Source organism: Stenotrophomonas sp. Steno-C17, assembly GCF_056393165.1.
Genome location: NZ_JBWJPD010000007.1, coordinates 75,414 through 95,845, shown reverse-complemented (window position 1 = coordinate 95,845; position 20,432 = coordinate 75,414). Strand labels below are relative to the sequence as shown.

General features: G+C 66.3%; 15 protein-coding genes. 6 read left to right on the top strand and 9 right to left on the bottom strand.

Annotated features, from left to right (window positions below; all coding sequences use genetic code 11):
• The first annotated feature begins 71 nt into the window (after window positions 1-71).
• The gene (rpfG, locus tag AC06FA_RS08400) at window positions 72-1,217 is read left to right on the top strand and encodes a cyclic di-GMP phosphodiesterase response regulator RpfG (RefSeq protein WP_478067897.1); all 1,146 of its coding nucleotides are present in this window, start codon (window positions 72-74) and stop codon (window positions 1,215-1,217) included.
• Window positions 1,214-3,382 (top strand): response regulator, encoded by a 2,169-nt coding sequence (locus AC06FA_RS08395; protein ID WP_478067896.1) that lies wholly within the window; start codon window positions 1,214-1,216, stop codon window positions 3,380-3,382. The genes rpfG and AC06FA_RS08395 overlap by 4 nt, the downstream gene beginning before the upstream one ends.
• A gap of 206 nt (window positions 3,383-3,588) precedes the next feature.
• On the opposite strand, the gene AC06FA_RS08390 is transcribed toward AC06FA_RS08395, so the two are convergent.
• From AC06FA_RS08390 to AC06FA_RS08360, 7 genes are all read right to left on the bottom strand, one after another.
• The gene (locus AC06FA_RS08390) at window positions 3,589-4,461 is read right to left on the bottom strand and encodes a crotonase/enoyl-CoA hydratase family protein (RefSeq protein WP_312710179.1); all 873 of its coding nucleotides are present in this window, start codon (window positions 4,459-4,461) and stop codon (window positions 3,589-3,591) included.
• 160 nt (window positions 4,462-4,621) lie between these two features.
• Window positions 4,622-6,298 carry a long-chain fatty acid--CoA ligase gene (locus AC06FA_RS08385; RefSeq protein ID WP_478067895.1) on the bottom strand — a complete coding sequence of 559 codons (1,677 nt, stop codon included), beginning with the start codon at window positions 6,296-6,298 and terminating at the stop codon, window positions 4,622-4,624.
• A gap of 304 nt (window positions 6,299-6,602) precedes the next feature.
• The gene (gene betA / locus AC06FA_RS08380; RefSeq protein ID WP_478067894.1) at window positions 6,603-8,285 is read right to left on the bottom strand and encodes a choline dehydrogenase; all 1,683 of its coding nucleotides are present in this window, start codon (window positions 8,283-8,285) and stop codon (window positions 6,603-6,605) included.
• 30 nt (window positions 8,286-8,315) lie between these two features.
• Window positions 8,316-9,788, bottom strand: a complete 1,473-nt coding sequence (gene betB, locus AC06FA_RS08375) for a betaine-aldehyde dehydrogenase (RefSeq protein WP_478067893.1) — start codon at window positions 9,786-9,788, stop codon at window positions 8,316-8,318.
• A gap of 36 nt (window positions 9,789-9,824) precedes the next feature.
• On the bottom strand, window positions 9,825-10,415 hold the full coding sequence (betI, locus tag AC06FA_RS08370; protein WP_478067892.1) for a transcriptional regulator BetI: 591 nt from the start codon (window positions 10,413-10,415) through the stop codon (window positions 9,825-9,827).
• 183 nt (window positions 10,416-10,598) lie between these two features.
• Window positions 10,599-11,231: an ATPase gene (locus AC06FA_RS08365; protein ID WP_478067891.1), complete on the bottom strand. Its 633-nt coding sequence runs from the start codon at window positions 11,229-11,231 to the stop codon at window positions 10,599-10,601.
• Window positions 11,231-11,605, bottom strand: a complete 375-nt coding sequence (locus AC06FA_RS08360; protein ID WP_108752998.1) for a type II toxin-antitoxin system Phd/YefM family antitoxin — start codon at window positions 11,603-11,605, stop codon at window positions 11,231-11,233. Before AC06FA_RS08360 ends, AC06FA_RS08365 begins: the two co-directional genes overlap by 1 nt.
• 177 nt (window positions 11,606-11,782) lie before the next feature.
• Here AC06FA_RS08360 and AC06FA_RS08355 point away from each other — a divergent pair, with 177 nt between their 5' ends.
• Window positions 11,783-12,241 (top strand): hypothetical protein, encoded by a 459-nt coding sequence (locus AC06FA_RS08355; protein ID WP_478067890.1) that lies wholly within the window; start codon window positions 11,783-11,785, stop codon window positions 12,239-12,241.
• 416 nt (window positions 12,242-12,657) lie between these two features.
• Here AC06FA_RS08355 and acnA read toward each other — a convergent pair whose 3' ends face one another.
• Window positions 12,658-15,411, bottom strand: coding sequence for an aconitate hydratase AcnA (gene acnA / locus AC06FA_RS08350; RefSeq protein WP_478067889.1), 2,754 nt, complete (start codon window positions 15,409-15,411; stop codon window positions 12,658-12,660).
• A 289-nt stretch (window positions 15,412-15,700) separates the two neighbouring features.
• Here acnA and AC06FA_RS08345 point away from each other — a divergent pair, with 289 nt between their 5' ends.
• Genes AC06FA_RS08345 through acnB form a run of 3 tightly spaced genes read left to right on the top strand, consistent with a single transcriptional unit; the run spans window position 15,701 to window position 18,965 of the window.
• Window positions 15,701-15,925: an AbrB/MazE/SpoVT family DNA-binding domain-containing protein gene (locus AC06FA_RS08345; RefSeq protein WP_478067888.1), complete on the top strand. Its 225-nt coding sequence runs from the start codon at window positions 15,701-15,703 to the stop codon at window positions 15,923-15,925.
• Between the two features lie 6 nt (window positions 15,926-15,931).
• Window positions 15,932-16,330, top strand: coding sequence for a type II toxin-antitoxin system VapC family toxin (locus AC06FA_RS08340; protein ID WP_008267153.1), 399 nt, complete (start codon window positions 15,932-15,934; stop codon window positions 16,328-16,330).
• 43 nt (window positions 16,331-16,373) lie between these two features.
• The gene (gene acnB, locus AC06FA_RS08335; protein ID WP_478067887.1) at window positions 16,374-18,965 is read left to right on the top strand and encodes a bifunctional aconitate hydratase 2/2-methylisocitrate dehydratase; all 2,592 of its coding nucleotides are present in this window, start codon (window positions 16,374-16,376) and stop codon (window positions 18,963-18,965) included.
• A gap of 121 nt (window positions 18,966-19,086) precedes the next feature.
• On the opposite strand, the gene AC06FA_RS08330 is transcribed toward acnB, so the two are convergent.
• Entirely contained in the window at window positions 19,087-20,334 is a 1,248-nt protein-coding gene (locus AC06FA_RS08330) for a LysR family transcriptional regulator (protein WP_478067886.1), read from the bottom strand.
• Window positions 20,335-20,432: the final 98 nt, after the last annotated feature.

Genomic DNA, 20,432 nt, shown 5'->3' with positions numbered 1-20,432 from the left:
CAATGCGAAGGACCGGCTTCACATTGTGATGACGATCATGAACCGGCGACATCGTGACGGGAGTGGGACCGATGCAGGGTGCCAGTGTGCACAGCGGCGGAGTATCCTCGCCGGCTGAGTTTCCAGCGTGGTCGAGAAGGAAGGCAGAGAGCGCGTTGAACATCGTCATTGTCGACGACCAGACTTCCGCACGGACGATGCTGCGACATGTCATTGAAGACATCGCACCGGAACTGTCCGTGTATGACTTTGGCGATCCGCTTACGGCCCTGGCCTGGTGCGAAGCGCACCCGGTCGATCTGTTGCTGCTGGACTACCGCATGCCGGAAATGGATGGGCTGGAATTCGCCCGCCGTTTCCGCCGCCTGCCCAAGCATCGCGACATTCCGGTGATCCTGATCACCGTGGTGGGCGACGAACCGATCCGCCAGGCCGCACTGGAAGCGGGGGTGATCGATTTCCTGGTCAAGCCGATCCGCCCGCGTGAACTGCGCGCGCGCTGCTACAACCTGCTGCAGTTGCGCCAGCAGAGCGAGAACGTGAAGCAACGGGCCTTGTCGCTGGAACAGCGGTTGCTGGCCAGCATGCACGAGGTGGAAGAGCGCGAGCGCGAAACCCTTTCGCGGCTGGCGCGGGCAATCGAGTTCCGTGATGCCGGCACCAGCGCGTATCTTGAGCGCATGGCGCGGGTGGCCGGGCTGATTGCCGAGCAGCTGGGGCTGCCCGAAGACGAAGTGAAACTGATCGAGATGGCCGCGCCCCTGCACGACATGGGCAAGATCGCCATTCCCGATGCCGTGCTGCTGAAGCAGGGCAAGCTGACCGATGACGAGCTGGCGATCATGCGCCGGCACCCGCGCATCGGCCACGAACTGCTCAGCGGCAGCCAGAACCGCTTCATCCAGGTCGGCGCGCTGATCGCGCTGCGCCACCACGAGCGCTACGACGGCAGCGGCTACCCCGACGGTCTGGTCGGTGATGCCATTCCGCTGGAAGCGCGCATCGTGGCCGTGGCCGATGTGTTCGACGCGCTGATTTCGCCGCGGCCCTACAAGGAAGCGTGGACCTTCGAGGCGACCCTGGCCTACCTGTATGCCCAGCGCGGGCGGCTGTTCGACCCGCGCTGCGTGGATGCACTGCTGCGCGGGCGCAACCAGCTGGAGCAGATCTGCGCCGAGCATTCCACCGCCTCGGCGCGGCCGGGGATGGGCGCGTGAAGCGGCTGCTGTCGCGGCTGCGCCAGCGCCTGTCGAACCGGCAGGACAGCGAGCATGGGCAGCAGATCGTCCGCATCGTGCTGATCAGCCTGATCCTGGGCTACGTGCTGCTGCCCAGCGTGCGCTTCGATCTGCCGCACGACCAGTACGTGGGCGTGCTGGTCATCGTGCTGACCGGCCTGAGCCTGTCGCTGCTGGCGTTCGGCTGGCTGCTGTGGCGGCCGGGCCGTTCCGACCCGCGCCGCGTGCTGGGCATGCTGGCCGACTACGGGTTGATCGCCGCCGGCATGATCCAGATGGGCGAGCCGCTGTCGTGGGTCTACATCGTGGTGATGTGGGTGACCGTCGGCAACGGCATGCGCTTTGGCAACACCTATCTGTACGTGGCCGTGGCGATGGCCATGGCCAGCTTCGGCGCCACCGCGCTGCTGACCCCGTACTGGCAGCAGAACATGCGGCTGGCCATCGGCCTGTGGCTGGGCCTGGCGGCGGTGCCGCTGTATTTCTCGACGCTGCTGCGCCAGTTGACCCACGCCATGGCCGAAGCGCGCCGGGCCAGCGAGGCCAAGAGCCGCTTCCTGGCCAACATGAGTCACGAATTCCGCACCCCACTCAATGGATTGAATGGCATGACCGAAGTGTTGGCGACCACGCGCCTGGATGAAGAACAGCGCGAGTGCCTGAATACCATCCAGGCCTCTTCCCGCAGCCTGCTGGCGCTGGTGGAGGAAGTACTGGACATCTCGGCCATCGAGGCCGGCAAGCTGCGCGTGGTGGCCGAAGATTTCGTGCTGTCCGACGTGATCCAGGCCATCGGCCTGATCCTGTTGCCGCAGGCCAAGTCCAAGCGCCTGGATTACCGGGTGAAGGTGGGCGATACGGTGCCGAAGATGCTGCGCGGCGATGTCGGCCACCTGCGGCAGATCCTGTTGAACCTGGCCGGCAACGCGGTGAAGTTCACCGACCAGGGCCGGGTGGAAATCCGGGTGAGCGTGGTGCACGCTGATACCCACGGCGCGGTGCGCCTGCGCTTTGACATCATCGATACCGGCATTGGCGTGCCGGTGGCCATGCGCCCACGGTTGTTCGAGGCCTTCGAGCAGGCCGATGTGAGCATGGCCCGCCGCCACGAAGGCACCGGTCTGGGCACGACCATCGCCAAGGGCCTGGTCGAAGCGATGGACGGCCAGATCGGCTACCTGGACAACCCACCGCAGGGCAGCCACTTCTGGGTGGAGCTGCCGTTTGCGCCGCCGCAGCCGATCGAGCCGGGCCTGGTGCCCAGCGTGGCCGCCGCCGAGGACATCGGCCCGGGCGGCAACGTGATCGCTTTTGCCGATCCGTTCCTGCGCCACCGCGCACGCGTGCGCAGCATGCAGATCCTGGTGGCCGACGATCACGAAGCCAACCGCATGGTGCTGCAGCGCCTGCTGCAGAAGGCCGGGCACCGGGTGATGTGCGTGGACGGCGGCGAGGCGGTGCTGGATGCACTGGCCGAGAGCGAGTTCGATGCGGCCATCGTCGACCTGCACATGCCGGGCATGAGTGGCCTGGACATGCTGAAGGAACTGCGCGTGATGCAGTCCGGCGGCGGCCCGCGCACGCCGGTGATGGTGCTCAGTGCCGACGTGACCCCCGAGGCGATCCAGCGCTGCACGCAGGCCGGCGCGCACGCGTTCCTGGCCAAGCCGGTGGTGGCCGTGCGCCTGCTGGATACGCTGGCCGAGATCGCCAACAACGCCAACCTGAAGAACGCCGCACCGCTGGTGGTGCGTGCGCCGGTGCAGCTGGATGGCGTGCTCGATACCGGCGTGCTGGATGAGCTGGCATCGCTGGGCATGGGCGATGGTTTCGAGCGGGAGTTCATCCGGCAGTGCCTGGAAGATGCCGAGGCCTGCCTGCGCAAGGCCCAGGCCGATGGCGAGGCCGCGCGCTGGAGCGAGTTCCGCGAGCAGTCGCATGCCATCAAGGGCGTGTCCGGCAACCTGGGTCTGGTGCGTGCGGCCAACCGCGCGGGCGAGCTGATGCGCATGGCGGACTGGCAGTTGAAGGCCGAATGGCAGGCGCGCCTGGCGGTGCTGCAGGGGGCGATCAAGGAAGGCCGGCAGGCGCTGGACGCTCGCGCCGAACGCAAGGCACGCGGCGCAGCCGACGACGCGCCGTAGCCTCGAGCCTCAGCTCCGTAGAGTCGAGCTTGCTCGACTATCGACGGCAGTCGAGCAAGCTCGACTCTACGGGGTTGCGGCAGTCGAGCAAGCTCGACTCTACGGGGTTGCGGCAGTCGAGCAAGCTCGACTCTACGGGGCGGCGGTCGCGCGAAAAAAAAGCCCGGTGGCCAGCCGGGCTCCAAGCCAGCAGGGGAGGGCTGGAATCAGGCCGCGTCCATCGACGCACGACGGGTCTGTGCCTTGATCAATCGATCCATGGTGCGCAGCGAGCGGTCGCCCAGGGCCAGTGCCGAATCGACCCAGACCTTGGTGATCTCCAGCAGTTCGTCGTAGCTCACGGCCTGGGCCAGGTTGCGCGCGGCGTTCATGGCCAGGTAGGACTGCGGCAGGCGCTGCTGATGGCGGATCATTTCCTGCACGGCTTCACGGCCTTCGCCCTTCTTCACCAGCACGTCCACCACCCCCAACGCATGCATTTCCTCGGCACTGTAGATGCGGCCGTCCAGGATGATCTTCTCGGCCAGCTGCGGGGCCACGCGGCGGCACAGGAACGAGTAGGCGCCCATGCCCGGGAACAGCCCGAACAGCACCTCCGGCAGGCCCATGCCGCTGCCTTCCTCGGCCACGATGGTGTGGCAGGCCAGGGCCATCTCCAGGCCGCCACCCAGCGCGTCGCCCTGGATCAGTGCGATCGAACGCACGTCGCCGCCGAACCCGGTATGCAGGTGGTGCACGCCCTCCACGCAACGCTGGGCGTAGGTCAGCAGCAGGTCACGGTTGCCCTCGCGGATCAACCGGGTGAACAGATCCAGGTCGCCACCCAGGTTGTAGGCGATGGCATCGGAGGCCAGGACGAAGTGGCGCAGCTGCCCGCTGTGGCGCTGGGCCGGGCTGCGGGTGATGGCGTTCATGTAGCTCCACATCTCGTCCAGCATGTCCTTGCGGCAGCAGGGGCGGATGCCGGTGGATGCATCGGCATGCATGAACAACCAGTGGGCAGCGCCGTCGTCGCTGTCTTCGGTACGGATGGTGGCAAACGGCGAACCGCTGGTCGGCAGTTTTTCGATGGTGCTCATGGAAGGGTCCTCGGCAGGCGGCCCGCGTGAAAACGTGGTGGCCGGCGGGCCGAACGGTCCACACACGACGCGATGCTACAACGGGGATGGCCTTTCACATGCGAAAAGGCCCGGGGCGTTTCCGACCCGGGCCTGACGGCGTTGAAACCTGTGGAAACCCTTACGTGGCGGGCGTATCGCGCAGCTCGCGACGCAGGATCTTGCCCACGTTGGTCTTCGGCAGCTCTTTTCGGAATTCTACGATTCTGGGGTGCTTGTAGCCGGTCAGGTTGGCCCGGGCATGTTCCTTGACCATTTCGGCGGTCAGATTCGGGTCCTTCTTCACGATCACGACCTTCACCACTTCGCCGGACTTTTCGTCCGGAACGCCGACCGCGGCCACTTCCAGCACGCCGGGCATCATCGCGATCACGTCTTCCACTTCGTTCGGGTACACGTTGAAGCCGGACACCAGGATCATGTCCTTCTTGCGGTCCACGATGTAGAAGAAGCCCTGCTCATCCATGCGCGCCATGTCGCCGGTGTGCAGCCAGCCATCGGCGTCGATGGCCTGGCGGGTTTCATCCGGGCGCTGCCAGTAGCCCTTCATGACCTGCGGGCCCTTGATGCACAGCTCGCCCACTTCGCCCAGCGCCAGGGTGTTGCCGCTGTCGTCCTTGATGCAGGCATCGGTGGAGGGAATCGGCAGGCCGATGGCGCCGTTGTATTCCTTCAGGTCCAGCGGGTTGATGCAGGCGGCCGGCGAGGTTTCGGTCAGGCCGTAGGCTTCCACCAGGGTGACCCCGGTGACCTTCTTCCAGCGCTCGGCTACCGCACGCTGCACGGCCATGCCGCCGCCCAGGGTGACCTTCAGCGAGGAGAAGTCCACGGTATCGAAGCCGGGGGTGTTCAGCAGGCCGTTGAACAGCGTGTTGACGCCGGTGATGGCGGTGAAGCGCACCGACTTGAGCTCCTTGACGAAGCCCTTCATGTCACGCGGGTTGGTGATGAGGTGGTTGCAGCCGCCGAACTTCATGAAGACCAGGCCGTTGGCCGTCAACGCGAAGATGTGGTACAGCGGCAGGGCGGTGATGATCCACTCCTTGCCCGGCTCGATGCCCGACGCGCCGATCCAGGCCGAGGCCTGCTGCATGTTGGCGATCAGGTTGCGGTTGGTCAGCATGGCGCCCTTGGCCACACCGGTGGTGCCGCCGGTGTACTGCAGGAACGCCACATCGTCGTGATCGATCTCGACCTTCGGCAGGGTGTGGCGGCTGCCTAGCTTGAGCGCCTGCTTGAAGCGGATGGCGCCCTTCAGATGGTAGTTGGGCACCATCTTCTTGACGTACTTCAGTACGAAATTGACGATCGCACCCTTGGCGCCGAGCAGGTCGCCCAGGCCGGTGGTGATGACCTGCTTGACCTGGGTCTCGGCGATGACCTGCTGCACGGTGTCGCCGAAGTTGTCCACGACCACCAGCGCGGTGACACCGGCATCGACCAGCTGATGTTTCAGCTCGCGGGCGGTGTACAGCGGGTTGACGTTGACCACGGTAAGGCCGGCGCGCAGCACGCCGAAGGTCGCGATGGGGTACTGCAGGCAGTTGGGCATCATCAGGGCGACGCGGTCGCCCTTCTTGAGCTTGAGTTCGCCCAGCAGGTAGGCCGCGAACTGCTCGACCAGGGCATCGGTTTCACCATAGGTAAGCACCTTGCCGAAACTGGAGTAGGCGGGGCGGTCGCGGAACTTCGCCACGGAGGCGTCGAAGACCGAAGCTACCGAATGGAACTCGTTGACGTCGATTTCGGCGGGAACGCCTTTCGGATAGCTCTGCAGCCAGGGACGATCCAGACTCATATTCCCCCTCCAGGAATCGTTGTGATGGGTGCGGCGCGGACAGTATCCGCCAGAACCGCTCGCAGCAGCATACCGTTCCGTAGGGAAAACGCGAAGAGGGCGTGGCGGTCCGCGCGGCGGTTGTTGGTAGCTGCCGACCTTGGTCGGCAGGGTGGGCTGGTGCGTGCCCACCAAGGTGGGCACCTACCGGGCGTTTGGGTGGGGTTGTGCGTGGCCACCAAGGTGGGCACCTACCGCTTGTTTGGGCGTTGGGGTGCGTGCCCACCCAGGTGGGCACCTACCGGCGCGGGGCGGGATTTTTGCGTCAGCCCTGGCGGCGTACCGGGGCGCCGTTGGCCTGGTAGTACGGGGCGGTACTGCGGGCCAGCGCGGGGCGGCCGCGGATCACGTCGGCCAGCTTCTCGGCCATCATGATGGTCGGCGCGTTGAGGTTGCCGGTCACCACCTGCGGCATGATCGAGGCATCAACGATGCGCAGGCCGTCCAGCCCGTGCACGCGGCCCTGGCCATCGACCACCGCCATCGGATCATCCGCGTGGCCCATCTTGTTGGTGCACGAGGGGTGGTAGGCGGTCTCGGCATGCTCGCGCACGAAACCATCGATCTGCGCATCGGTCTGCAGCTCGCGGCCGGGTGAAATCTCGCGGCCACTGTAGGGCGCCAGCGCCGGCTGCGCGAAGATCTCGCGGGTGATGCGGATGGCGGCGCGGAACTCGCGCCAGTCCTGCTCGTGCGACATGTAGTTGAACAGGATGCTGGGGTGTTCGCGCGGGTCCTTGGAGCGCACGTGGATGCGCCCGCGGCTGGGCGAACGCATCGAGCCCACGTGCATCTGGAAGCTGTGTGCCTTGATCGGGTTGGAGCCGTTGTAATTGATGGCCACCGGCAGGAAGTGGTACTGCAGGTTCGGCCAGTCGAATTCGGCATCGCTGCGGATGAAGCCGCCGGCCTCGAACTGGTTGCTGGCACCGATGCCGGTGCCCAGGAACAGCCACTCCGCGCCGATGGCCGGCTGGTTGTACAGCTTCAGCGCCGGCGCCAGCGAGACCGGCTTCTTGCATTCGTACTGCAGGTACATCTCCAGGTGGTCCTGCAGGTTGGCGCCGACGCCGGGCAGGTGATGCACCAGGTCGATGTCCAGGCTGCGCAGAAGATCGGCCGGGCCCACGCCCGAACGCTCCAGGATCTGCGGCGAAGCAATGGCGCCGCCGCACAGCAGCACCTCGCGGCGGGCGGTGGCGCGCTGCGGCTGGTCGTTGTGCAGCCACTGCACGCCCACCGCGCGCTTGCCCGAGAACAGGATGCGGTCGGTCAGCGCGTGGGTGACGATGGTCAGGTTCGGGCGCGGCTTGGCCAGATCCAGGTAGCCGCGGGCGGTGCTGGAACGGCGGCCCTTGGCGGTGACCGTGCGGTCCATCGGGCCGAAGCCTTCCTGCTGGTAGCCGTTCAGATCATCGGTGCGCGGGTAACCGGCCTGCACGCCGGCTTCGATCATGGTGGCGAACAGTTCGTTGTTGCCGGCCTTGGGCGTGGTGACCTGCAGCGGGCCCTGGTCGCCGTGGTAGTCGTTGGCGCCGATGTCGCGGGTCTCGGCCTTGCGGAAGTAGGGCAGGCAGTCCAGGTAGGTCCAGTCTTCCAGGCCGGGCATGCTGGCCCAGTTGTCATAGTCCATCGCGTTGCCGCGGATGTAGCACATGCCGTTGATCAGCGACGACCCGCCCAGGCCCTTGCCGCGGCCGCAGTCCATGCGCCGGTTGTTCATGAAGGGCTCCGGGTCGGTCTTGTACGCCCAGTTGTAGCGCTTGCCCTGCAGCGGGTAGGCCAGTGCGGCCGGCATCTGCGTGCGGAAATCGAGCCGGTAGTCGGGGCCGCCGGCTTCCAGCAGCAGGACGCGCACATCGGCGTCTTCGGTCAGCCGGGTGGCCAGCACGTTGCCGGCCGAACCGGCGCCGATGATGATGTAGTCGTACTCGTTGGCGGTGCTCATGTGTTGTCTCCTGCGGTCGGGGCGCGCTGCTCAGAACACGCTGGCGAAGTCGCCCAGTTCCACCTGGACCGATTTGATGCGGGTGTAGTGACCCAGCGTAGAGAGGCCGTTCTCGCGGCCCACGCCGGATTCCTTGTAGCCACCCACCGGCATTTCGGCGGGCGATTCACCCCAGGTGTTGATCCAGCAGATGCCGGCCTGCAGGCGGTGGATGATGCGGTGGGCGCGGCTGATATCGCGGCTGACCATGCCGGCGGCCAGGCCGAACGGGGTGTCGTTGGCACGCCGTACCGCTTCGTCCTCGTCGTCGTAGGCGAGGATGCTCATCACCGGCCCGAAGATTTCCTCGCGCACGATCTTCATGTCGTCGCGGCAGTCGGAAAACACGGTGGGCAGTACGTAGGCACCCTCGGCCAGGCTGGCTTCGGTGGCGCGGCCGCCACCGGTCAGCAGGCGGGCGCCTTCGGCCTTGCCGCTGTCGATGTAGCGCAGCACGTTTTCCATGTGCGGGAAGCTGACCATCGGCCCGAAGTTGGTGTCCTGCGCGGTCGGGTCGCCCATGCGGATGCGCTGCACGCGTTCGACCACTGCCGCCTCGAAGTCGGCCAGCATGGCGCGCGGCACAAACACCCGGGTGCCGTTGGTGCAGACCTGGCCGGAGCTGAAGAAGTTGGCCATCACGGCGATATCGGCGGCACGGTCCAGGTCGGCGTCGTCGCAGACCAGCAGCGGCGACTTGCCGCCCAGTTCCATGGTCACTTCTTTCAGTGACGAGGAGGCGGCGGCCGCCATCACCTTCTTGCCGGTGGCCACGCCGCCGGTGAAGGAGATCTTCTCGATCACCGGGTGTTCGGTCAGCCAGTTGCCGATCTCGCCACCGGGGCCCTGCAGCACGTTGAACACGCCGTCGGGCACGCCGGCTTCGGTGTAGATTTCGGCCAGCTTCAGCGCGGTCAGCGGGGTCACTTCGGAGGGCTTGAACACCATCGCGTTGCCTGCGGCCAGCGCGGGTGCCGATTTCCACAGCGCGATCTGGATCGGGTAGTTCCAGGCGCCGATGCCGGCCACCACGCCCAGCGGTTCGCGGCGGGTGTAGAAGAAGCTCGATTCGCGCAGCGGCAGCTGGATGCCTTCGATGGCCGTGGCCAGGCCGGCGTAGTACTCCAGCACGTCGGCGCCGGTGACGATGTCCACGGTGGTGGTTTCGGCCAGGGCCTTGCCGGTATCCAGGGTTTCCAGATGGGCCAGCTCATCGTTGCGTTCGCGCAGGATCTCGACGGCGCGGCGCAGGATGCGCGAACGTTCCATCGCGGTCAGCGCGGCCCATGCCTGCTGGCCTTCGCTGGCGCTGCGCACGGCGCGTTCTACGTCGGCCTGACTGGCGATCTGCACCTCGGCCAGCACCTGGCCGTTGGCCGGGTTCACGGTCTGGAAGGTCTTGCCGCTGCTGGCGTCGACCCGGCGGCCATGGATGTAGAGCTGTTGCACGGGCAGGGTGGGCATGGGGTACTCCTTGGAAGGGGCAGGGTCCTGCAGCGCTTATAGCGCGTTGGCCTGCAACTGGAAGTCGATGTAGGCGTAGGCGATGTGACGGGCGTTGTCGCCGTTGATCTGACCGCCGACCAGGCTGCCGCGCAGCCACAGGCCGTCGATCAGCGCGGCCAGGCCGCGGGCGGCTTCACGGGCGGGCTCGGCCAGCAGGCTGCGGTGGAACTGGTAGGCCAGGTTGGAATACAGGCGCTGGTCGTTGATGCGCTGCAGTCGGGCCAGTTCCGGCTGGTGCATGCTGGCCGCCCAGAACGTCAGCCAGACCCGCATGGCCGGGCCACTGGTCTGGCTGGGGTCGAAGTTGGCGTCCACCAGCGCGCGAAGTTGCGACCGCGGGTCAGCGGCGGCGCGGCCACGGTGGTCGGCGAAGGCGTCCTTGAGCTGGCTCAGGATCTGCCGCATGGCGGCATTGAGCAGGCCGGCCTTGTCGCCGAAGTAGTGGGCGACGATGCCGGTGGACAGGCCAGCCTTGCGCGCGATGGTGGCCACGGTGGCGTCGGCCAGGCCGATTTCGTGGATGACCTGGAAGGTGGCATCGATCAGTTGTTGGCGGCGCAGGGGCTCGATGCCTTTCTTGGGCATGGGGGCTGGGGCGGTAGGGAAGGTCGCCAGTATGCCGTTTGTTGATTGAACGTCCAATCAATAAAAAGTGAAGGCCGTGTCAGCGCGCGGGCGGAGGCCGGTTTCGTAGCGTCGAGCTTGCTCGACGAGCTTTGGGATCGGGGTCAGAGCCCTTTCCTTTGGAAAGGGATCCGACCCCTTGGTTTACAGGCGCAATGCGGCTTCCAGCAGGGGCGTGGCCCAGGCCGGGGTGGCCGCCAGCTGTGCCAGGTCGTCCGGCTGCGGGAAGTGCACCTTGCCCTCTTCCATCTGCAGCAGCAGCCGCGGGTCGGGCACCGCTTCGCCGGGGGCGGCCTCGGCGCTGTTGTCGTAGACCTGCAACTGGGCCAGGACGGGCATCAACCGGATCAGGTTCTGCTGCGCCAGGGGCCAGCGGCGGCGGATATCGGCTTCATTGATCGGGTGCCCGCCCGAACGCACGCGGGCCTGGACCCGCGCGATGTGCTGTTCGGGGCTGGACAGGCCGCAGAACCACATCAGCACATCGTGGCTGTGGCTGGCTTCGTGCAGCAGCGCGGCGATCGAATTGCCACCCAGCGTGGTTTCAAAGGCGTGGTTGCGGCGCCGGTCCAGCGCATCGCGGATGCGGTTGACGCCTTCCTGCCACGCCTGCGCGTTTGCCTCGGCCTGAGACAGGCCGGTGATACCGCGCAGTTCGCGGGCAAAGGTGTCGGGGTTGAACCATTCCAGCCCGGCCTCGCGCAGCACATGGCCGCCCACCGAACTCTTGCCGGCGCCATTGACGCCGGCAAGGACGTACAGGTAAGGCCGCGCCATCAGTGGCCGGTGCCGGCCTTGACCTGCCCACCCAGGCGGGCGGGGCGGCGCAGCAGGTCGCGTGCGCTGCTGCCGGCCTGGGCCTGTTGCAGCACGGCCAGGCGCTGGTCGAAGCCGGCGCGCAGCTCGGCCAGGCCCGGGGCCTGGTCGCGCAGTTCCTCAAGCGAGGCTTCCAGTGCCTCCACGCGCGCCTGCAGGGCGCGGTACTGCTCGATGGAGACGATGACCGCCTGCGGCTCGTTGTGGTTGGTGACCACCACCATGCGCTGGTCGCGGACCTCCTGCATGACCTTGCGCCAGTGTTCCTTCACCGACGAAGCGGTGGTGTGGGTCAGCTCGTTGATGGGGTCGAAGCGGACGGGCAGGTGAAGCATGGCGGGCTCCAGAGGGGATGACCTGTGGGATCAGCCTACACCGGATCCGGATGAATTTCATGAATGGTGAAAAATATGCGAAACGCATAATTCATCCATTCGATTTCGTGCCAGTCCTAAAGACGACATACGCTGCCGTATTGCACCATCTCAGGCCGTTTCGAGAGGGAGAGTGCGATGCGTATTGGGGTGGGTTGCCTGTTGTTGTGTAGTGCCGCGGTGGCCACAGCGGCGGCGCCGATGCCGCCACCGATGCAGCAACTGGACTATCCGGTGCTGGCGATCGGCGAAACCGGGCAGTTCCGGGTGCAGGTACCGGCGTATGCGGGCGGCCAGGGCCGGGTGTCGTATGCGGCGCACGCGCTGATGCCGGGCAGCAGCGAGGACCGCGGTTACCGGTTCGTGGCGGTCCACTGCGAGGATGCCGGGTTCACCCCGGTGGTGCATTACGAGAACCGCGGCGTGGTGTGTTCGCGTATCGGCCAGGCGCCGCACCCGGCGTTCGAGATGGTGGTGACGGTGGTCAATACCGGCGCCGCCGATGGCGAGACCGTGATGGAAGAGGGGCTGCGCGGGCTGGTGTATGACGTGGGGTCGACGGCGGCGCCGTGGCGGATCTATGGCGTGCGGTTGTAAGGGTTGACGGACTGGCGGGTGCCAACCCGGGTTGGCGCTCTATGCCCCGGTAGGTGCCAACCTTGGTTGGCACGCCGCACGCCCTGGTAGGTGCCAACCTTGGTTGGCACGCCGCACGCCCTGGTAGGTGCCAACCTTGGTTGGCACGCCGTGCCCCGGTAGGTGCCAACCTTGGTTGGCACGCCGTGCCCCGGTAGGTGCCAACCTTGGTTGGCACGTTGGGATCAGTCGAGCATGGCTCGACTCTACAGAAGCCGGCCCATTGCCCCGGTAGGTGCCAACCTTGGTTGGCACGTTGGGATCAGTCGAGCATGGCTCGACTCTACAGAAGCCGGGCCATTGCCCTGGTAGGTGCCAACCTTGGTTGGCACGTTGGGATCAGTCGAGCATGGCTCGACTCTACAGAAGGCGGGCCATTACCGGCTGGCGAGCTGGCGCAGCACGTACTGCAGCAGGCCGCCGTGGCGGAAGTACTCGACTTCCTTCGGGGTCAGCAGCATCACCGACACCTCGAAGGTCTTCTGCGTGCCATCGGCCTTGGTCGCAGTGACGGTGGCGCGCTTGCTGGCGCCATCCTGCAGGCCGGTGATGTCGATCACTTCCGAGCCGTCCAGGCCCAGCGACTGTGCGTTTTCGCCGTTGCGGAACTGCAGCGGCAGCACGCCCATGCCGACCAGGTTGGAACGGTGGATGCGCTCGAAGCTTTCGGCCACGACCGCCTTCACCCCCAGCAGCAGGGTGCCCTTGGCGGCCCAGTCACGCGACGAGCCGGTGCCGTATTCCTTGCCGGCCAGCACCACCAGCGGCACGTTGTCGGCCTTGTACTTCATCGCCGCATCGTAGATCGCCAGCTTTTCCGGCTGGCCACCATTGGCCGGGTAGTACAGCGTGTTGCCGCCTTCCTCGCCACCGAACATCAGGTTCTTGATGCGGATGTTGGCGAAGGTGCCGCGCACCATCACATCGTCGTTGCCGCGGCGGCTGCCGTAGCTGTTGAAGTCCGCCGGCTGCACGCCGCGTTCCTGCAGGAAGCGGCCGGCCGGGGAGTCCTTCTTGATGTTGCCGGCCGGGGAGATGTGGTCGGTGGTGATCGAGTCGCCGAACAGGCCCATCACGCGTGCGCCGTGCACGTCGTCGATGCTGCCGGTCTGCATGGTCATGCCATCGAAGTAGGGCGGGTTCTTGATGTAGGTGGAGGCATCGCTCCACTCGTACAGGTTGCCGTCCGGCGAGGCGATGGTGTTCCAGCGGCTGTCGCCCTTGAACACGTCGGCGTAGTTCTGCTTGAACATGTCCGGGCCGAGGGTAGCGGCGATGACATCGCCGATTTCCTTGTTGCTGGGCCAGATGTCGCGCAGGTAGACCGGCTGGCCATCGCTGCCGGTGCCGAGCGGTTCGGTGGTCAGGTCGATGTCGGTGGTGCCGGCGATCGCATAGGCCACCACCAGCGGCGGGCTGGCCAGGTAGTTCATCTTCACTTCGGGGTGCACGCGGCCTTCGAAGTTGCGGTTGCCCGACAGCACCGAGGTGACGGCCAGGTCGCCAGCTGCGATGCCGGCGCTGACTTCAGTAGGCAGCGGGCCGGAATTGCCGATGCAGGTGGTGCAGCCGTAGCCCACCACGTAGAAGCCGATCTTCTCCAGCTCCGTCAGCACGCCGGCCTTTTCCAGGTAATCGGTGACCACGCGCGAGCCCGGGCCGAGCGACGTCTTCACCCACGGCTGGCGGTTCAGGCCCTTGGCTGCCGCGTTGCGGGCCAGCAGGCCGGCACCGATCATCACGGCCGGGTTGGACGTGTTGGTGCAGGAGGTGATGGCGGCGATGACCACTGCGCCATCCTTCAGCCGCACCTTGCGGCCTTCGATCTCGATGTCGGCCTGGCCCTTGGCCAGTTGTTCGTTGCCGACTGCCGTGCCGCCCCCTTCGTTGGTGAAGTTGGCGATGGCCGCGTCCTTGCGGTCGCGGTTGGCGGTCAGGCCGACCAGCGCTTCGCGGTAGTTCTTCTGCACGTCTTCCAGCAGCACGCGGTCCTGCGGGCGCTTGGGGCCGGCCAGCGAGGGCTTGACCGTGCCCATGTCCAGTTCCAGCGTGGTGCTGTACTGCGCCGGCGCGCTGCCCGGTTCATGCCACAGACCCTGCGCCTTGGCATAGGCTTCGACCAGATTGATCTGTTCTTCGCTGCGGCCGGACAGGCGCAGGTAGTTCAGCGATTCGTGATCGATCGGGAAGATGCCGCAGGTGGCGCCGTATTCGGGGGCCATGTTGCCGATGGTTGCACGGTCGGCCAGCGGCAGGTGCTGCAGGCCGTCACCGAAGAATTCGACGAACTTGCCGACCACGCCCAGCTTGCGCAGCATCTGGGTAACGGTCAGCACCAGGTCGGTGGCAGTCGCGCCTTCAGGCAGCTTGCCGGTCAGCTTGAAACCGACCACCTGCGGAATGAGCATGGATGAAGGCTGGCCGAGCATGGCCGCCTCCGCTTCGATGCCGCCCACGCCCCAGCCGAGCACGCCGATGCCATTGATCATGGTGGTGTGGCTGTCGGTACCGAACACGGTATCGGGGTAGGCCACGTCCTTACCATCCTTCTGCGCCGTCATCACCACGCGGGCCAGGTTTTCCAGGTTCACCTGGTGGACGATGCCGGTGTTGGGCGGCACCACCTTGAAGTTGTCGAACGCCTTCTGGCCCCAGCGCAGGAAGCCGTAGCGTTCCTGGTTGCGCTGGAATTCGATCTTGCCGTTCAGGTCCAGCGCGTCGGGCTTGCCGAATACATCCACCTGCACCGAGTGGTCGATGACCAGTTCGGAGGGGATCTGCGGGTTGATCTGTTCGGGCTTGCCGCCCAGCTTGACCACCGCGTCGCGCATGGCGGCCAGGTCGACCACGCAGGGCACGCCGGTGAAATCCTGCAGCACGACGCGCGCAGGCATGAAGGCGATTTCGGTGTCCGGCTCGGCGGTGGGCTGCCAGCGGGCCACGGCTTCGATGTGCTCAGGCCCCACGGTGGCGCCACCATCCTCGTGCCGGAGCAGGTTCTCCAGCAGGATCTTCATGGAATAGGGCAGGTGGGAGATGTCGAAGCGCTGGCCCAGCTTGGGCAGGCTGAAGTAATCGTAGGCCTTGCCGCCAACATCGAGCTGGCTGCGGGTGGAGAACGAATCGCTCATGCGGATGACTCCTCTTGCGGATGGCTTGCTTTGGCCCGTGCGTACACGGGCCTGCTTGCGGTCGCCGCGGACCTGCTGGCCCCGGTGCGCCCCAGTATGAACGCATTCACCTGGGCGCGGGCCGGCCTGCGGCATCGGGTCCAGACTACAGCGGCAGGTGTATGGCGTATGTCATGAATGTGGCGGATCCTTTGCGGCTGTAGGGGCCGGGGCGGGCCCGGCCGGGTTCGGGGTGGAAGTATGCCCGGCAAAGTATGTATAATTTGTGCATACCGAAGAGGGCCTACCGATGGAAGCCACTGTTGCAGAGCGCGGACAGATCACCCTGCCCAAGGCGGTGCGTGATGCCCTGGGCCTGACCAAGGGCACTCAGCTGAAGGTCGAGCTGGACGGCAGCCGTATCATCCTGCGCAAGAGCGTGGACGATGCGATCTCGCGCGCCCGCGGCAAGTTCGCGCTGGACAGCTTCGAGTCGGCCGAATCGGCGGTACGCGCGGTGCGCGACGAGGAATAAGGCGTGATGATTGCCGTCGATTCACCGGTGCTGGTGGAACTGCTGAGCAACGGCCCGCAGGCCGATGCGGTCGAAGCGATCCTGCGGCAGAGCCTGGTGGGTGGCCGCGTGGTGGTCTGCGGCGCCACTCTGGCCGAGGTCTGCGCATCGCTGCGCGGCGGTGCCGAAGTGCTGGAAGCGCTGGAAGAAATGGGCGTGCACTTCAACCCGATGGAAGCCAAGTCCGCCCTGCGCGCCGGCGAGATGCACCGCCGCCACCGCCAGCGCAGCGGCAGCCGCCGCAGCCTGGACGAATTCATGGTCGGGGCCCATGCACTGCTGCAGTGCGATGGCCTGATCACCTGGAACGACACGTTTTACCGCGACTACTTCAAGGGCCTGAAGCTGATCGTGCCGCAAGCCTGAGCCCACTTTGTTTTTTCAACCTACGCATTACCCGGGAGTTGTCATGTTGGAAGCCTACCGCCACCACGTCGCCGAGCGCGCTGCGCTTGGCATCCCGCCGCTGCCGCTGAGCGCACAGCAGACGGCCGATGTCATCGAACTGCTGAAGAACCCGCCGCAGGGCGAGGCCGAGTTCCTGCTCGACCTGCTGACCCACCGCGTGCCGGCCGGCGTGGATGACGCTGCCAAGGTCAAGGCCTCGTACCTGGCCGCCATTGCGCTGGGCAGCGAGCAGAACCCGCTGATCAGCCGCGAGCGCGCCACCGAACTGCTGGGCACCATGCTGGGCGGTTACAACGTGGCCCCGCTGGTGCAGCTGCTGGACGACGCCAGCGTTGGCACCCTGGCCGCTGACGGCCTGAAGAAGACCCTGCTGGTCTTCGATGCCTTCCACGATGTGCAGGAAAAGGCCAAGGCCGGCAACGCCAACGCCCAGGCCGTGCTGCAGAGCTGGGCCGACGCCGAGTGGTTCACCAACAACCCGGAAGTGCCGCAGAGCCTGACCGTCACCGTGTTCAAGGTGCCGGGCGAAACCAACACCGACGACCTGTCGCCGGCACCGGATGCGACCACCCGCCCGGACATTCCGATGCACGCCCTGGCGATGCTGAAGAACAAGCGCGACGACGCGCCGTTCACCCCGGAAGAAGACGGCAAGCGCGGTCCGATCCAGCAGATCCTGGACCTGAAGGACAAGGGCCACCTGGTGGCCTACGTGGGCGACGTGGTCGGTACCGGTTCCTCGCGCAAGTCGGCCACCAACAGCGTGCTGTGGTGGACCGGCGATGACATTCCGTTCATCCCGAACAAGCGCGCCGGTGGCGTCTGCCTGGGTTCGAAGATCGCCCCGATCTTCTACAACACCATGGAAGATGCCGGCGCACTGCCGATCGAGCTGGACGTGTCGAAGATGGAGCACGGCGATGTGGTCGAGCTGCGTCCGTACGAAGGCAAGGCGCTGAAGAACGGCGAAGTGATCGCCGAGTTCCAGGTGAAGTCCGAAGTGCTGTTCGACGAAGTGCGCGCCGGTGGCCGCATTCCGCTGATCATCGGCCGCGGCCTGACCGGCAAGGCGCGTGAAGCGCTGGGCCTGGCCCCGACCGATCTGTTCCGCCTGCCGGTGCAGCCGGTCGACACCGGCAAGGGCTTCTCGCTGGCACAGAAGATGGTTGGCCGCGCCTGTGGCCTGCCGGAAGGCCAGGGCATGCGCCCGGGCACCTACTGCGAACCGAAGATGACTTCGGTCGGCTCGCAGGACACCACCGGCCCGATGACCCGCGACGAGCTGAAGGACCTGGCCTGCCTGGGCTTCTCGGCCGACCTGGTGATGCAGTCGTTCTGCCACACCGCCGCTTACCCGAAGCCGGTGGACGTGAAGACCCACCACACCCTGCCGGAGTTCATCTCCACCCGTGGCGGCATCTCGCTGCGCCCGGGCGACGGCGTGATCCACAGCTGGCTGAACCGCATGCTGCTGCCGGACACCGTCGGTACCGGTGGTGACTCGCACACCCGTTTCCCGGTGGGCATTTCGTTCCCGGCCGGTTCGGGCCTGGTCGCCTTCGCCGCCGCCACCGGCGTGATGCCGCTGGACATGCCGGAATCGGTGCTGGTGCGCTTCAAGGGCCAGATGCAGCCGGGCGTGACCCTGCGTGACCTGGTCAATGCCATTCCGCTGTACGCCATCAAGTCGGGCCTGCTGACCGTGGCCAAGGCCGGCAAGAAGAACATCTTCTCCGGTCGCATCCTGGAAATCGAAGGTCTGCCGGAACTGAAGGTCGAACAGGCCTTCGAACTGTCCGATGCCTCGGCCGAGCGTTCGGCTGCCGGTTGCTCGGTGCGCCTGAACAAGGAACCGATCATCGAGTACCTGACCAGCAACATCACCCTGCTGAAGTGGATGATTGCCGAGGGTTACCAGGATCCGCGTTCGCTGCAGCGCCGTATCGAAAAGATGGAAGCGTGGCTGGCCAACCCGGAGCTGCTGGAGCCGGATGCCGACGCCGAATACGCTGCCGTCATCGAGATCGACCTGGCCGACATCCACGAGCCGATCGTGGCCTGCCCGAACGATCCGGACGACGTGAAGACCCTGTCCGAAGTGGCCGGCGCCAAGATCGACGAAGTGTTCATCGGTTCGTGCATGACCAACATCGGCCACTTCCGCGCCGCGGCCAAGCTGCTGGACGGCAAGCGTGACCTGCCGACCCGCCTGTGGGTGGCCCCGCCGACCAAGATGGATGCTTCGGAGCTGACCAAGGAAGGCGTGTACGGCACCTTCGGCGCCACCGGCGCTCGCATGGAAATGCCGGGCTGCTCGCTGTGCATGGGCAACCAGGCGCAGATCCGCGAAGGTTCCACCGCGATGTCGACCTCGACCCGCAACTTCCCGAACCGTCTGGGCCGCAACACCAACGTGTACCTGGGTTCGGCCGAACTGGCCGCGATCTGCTCGCGTCTGGGCCGCATCCCGACCAAGGAAGAGTACATGGCCGATATTGGCGTGATCGCCAAGAGCGGTGCGGAAATCTACCGCTACATGAACTTCGACCAGATCGAGGAATACCAGGACGTGGCCAAGACGGTCGCTGCCTGATCCTGCTGATCGGTTGATGCGGTAAACGAAGAACCCCCGGTGCGAGCCGGGGGTTTTTTGTGGTCGTTCAATTGGGGTCAGAGCCGTTTTCCCTTGGAAAACGGATCTGACCCCCGTCGTCTCAGCGGTAGCGGAATGGCCAGGCGTCAGGGCCATCGCTGCTGCGTTCGGCGCACACCTCGCGGAAGACCTGCAGGAAGGCCTGCTGCGGTCGCGTGGGGTGCCAGTCGGCGCGGGTGGTCAGACCGATGCGGCGGCGCAGGGCCTGCCCGGCCAGGCCCAGTTCGGCCAGCAGACCGGCCTGGCGCTCGATCAGGAACTGGTCGCGTGACATCAGGGTCAGCCAGTCGTCTTCCAGCAGCAGGCCGCGGGTGATCACCAGCGATCCGCATTCGATGCGCAGCACCGGCGGTTCGTGGCCGTTGTCGCGGAACATCTTTTCCCAGCGCGCCCGTACCGGTGCGCCGGTGGCGGGGATCACCCACGGGTAGTCCAGCAGCTGCTTGAAACGCCAGGATTGCTGGGCGGCCAGCGGATGATCTGCGCGACCGACGATGACCGGGTCATCGTCGAACAGGCCTTCCTGCACCACGTCGGGCACCGCGCTGAGATCACGCATGGCGCCGACCAGCAGGTCCAGGCTGCCCTGGCGAAGGTCGGACAGCAGTTCCGAGAACGGCCCTTCCACGACGTTCACCGTGGCGGCCGGCCAGGCCCGGGCGAAGCGTGCCAGTGCCTGCGGCAGCAGCAGTGCGCGGGCCAGCGGCATCACCCCGATAGCCAGGCGCCCGCCATGCTGGTCGCGCAGGGCGGCCAGCTCGTCCACGCCGGTGGACAGTTCGGACAGCGCCAGCCGCACCCAGCGCAGCAGGCGTGTGGCGGCCGGCGTGGCCAGCAGGGCCTTGCCGCGCCGCTGCAGAAGCGGCACTTCAATCACCGCTTCCAGCTCGCGCACGGCGCGATGCATGGCCGGTTGCGAGATCCCCGCGCGCGCTGCAGCCAGGGTGAAGCTGCCGGCGCTGTCGACCGCAGTGAGCGCGCGCAGCTGGCTGAGGGTCAGCCGGCGCTCGACCGCAGCCAGTGCCGGCAGCCGCGCGGCGCGCCGGGCGGCGCGCACGCCGCGGGCCAGGTAGGCCAGGGCGCGCTCGATGCGTGGCACCAGCAGCACCGTGGCCCCGGTGGCGACCATGCCGCCGGGCTGCCGGTCGAACAGCGCCGCATCCAGTTGCCGCTCCAGCCGGGCGATGGCCTGGGTGAGCGCCGGCTGCGACAGGTTGATGTGCGGTGCCGCCGCGCTGATGCCGCCATGGGTATGCACCGCCAGCAGCGCGTGCAGATGCTTCAGGTTCAGCTCGGGCAGCGCGTTCATGGCACAACTATAACCAGATTGAATGGCATGGACGAAAAACGATCTTGAGGGGTCCGCACGCGGCGGAACAGACTGCGCCATCGCCAACGAAGGATGGA

Bases quoted from the DNA above. Each gene is read 5' to 3' on its own strand.
- rpfG (WP_478067897.1), top strand. From the start codon at position 72: ATGCAGGGTGCCAGTGTGCACAGCGGCGGAGTATCCTCGCCGGCTGAG.
- AC06FA_RS08390 (WP_312710179.1), bottom strand. From the start codon at position 4,461: ATGAGCACCATCGAAAAACTGCCGACCAGCGGTTCGCCGTTTGCCACC.
- AC06FA_RS08385 (WP_478067895.1), bottom strand. From the start codon at position 6,298: ATGAGTCTGGATCGTCCCTGGCTGCAGAGCTATCCGAAAGGCGTTCCC.
- betA (WP_478067894.1), bottom strand. From the start codon at position 8,285: ATGAGCACCGCCAACGAGTACGACTACATCATCATCGGCGCCGGTTCG.
- betB (WP_478067893.1), bottom strand. From the start codon at position 9,788: ATGCCCACCCTGCCCGTGCAACAGCTCTACATCCATGGCCGCCGGGTC.
- betI (WP_478067892.1), bottom strand. From the start codon at position 10,415: ATGCCCAAGAAAGGCATCGAGCCCCTGCGCCGCCAACAACTGATCGAT.
- AC06FA_RS08365 (WP_478067891.1), bottom strand. From the start codon at position 11,231: ATGGCGCGGCCTTACCTGTACGTCCTTGCCGGCGTCAATGGCGCCGGC.
- AC06FA_RS08360 (WP_108752998.1), bottom strand. From the start codon at position 11,605: ATGCTTCACCTGCCCGTCCGCTTCGACCCCATCAACGAGCTGACCCAC.
- AC06FA_RS08355 (WP_478067890.1), top strand. From the start codon at position 11,783: ATGCGTATTGGGGTGGGTTGCCTGTTGTTGTGTAGTGCCGCGGTGGCC.
- acnA (WP_478067889.1), bottom strand. From the start codon at position 15,411: ATGAGCGATTCGTTCTCCACCCGCAGCCAGCTCGATGTTGGCGGCAAG.
- AC06FA_RS08345 (WP_478067888.1), top strand. From the start codon at position 15,701: ATGGAAGCCACTGTTGCAGAGCGCGGACAGATCACCCTGCCCAAGGCG.
- AC06FA_RS08340 (WP_008267153.1), top strand. From the start codon at position 15,932: ATGATTGCCGTCGATTCACCGGTGCTGGTGGAACTGCTGAGCAACGGC.
- acnB (WP_478067887.1), top strand. From the start codon at position 16,374: ATGTTGGAAGCCTACCGCCACCACGTCGCCGAGCGCGCTGCGCTTGGC.
- AC06FA_RS08330 (WP_478067886.1), bottom strand. From the start codon at position 20,334: ATGAACGCGCTGCCCGAGCTGAACCTGAAGCATCTGCACGCGCTGCTG.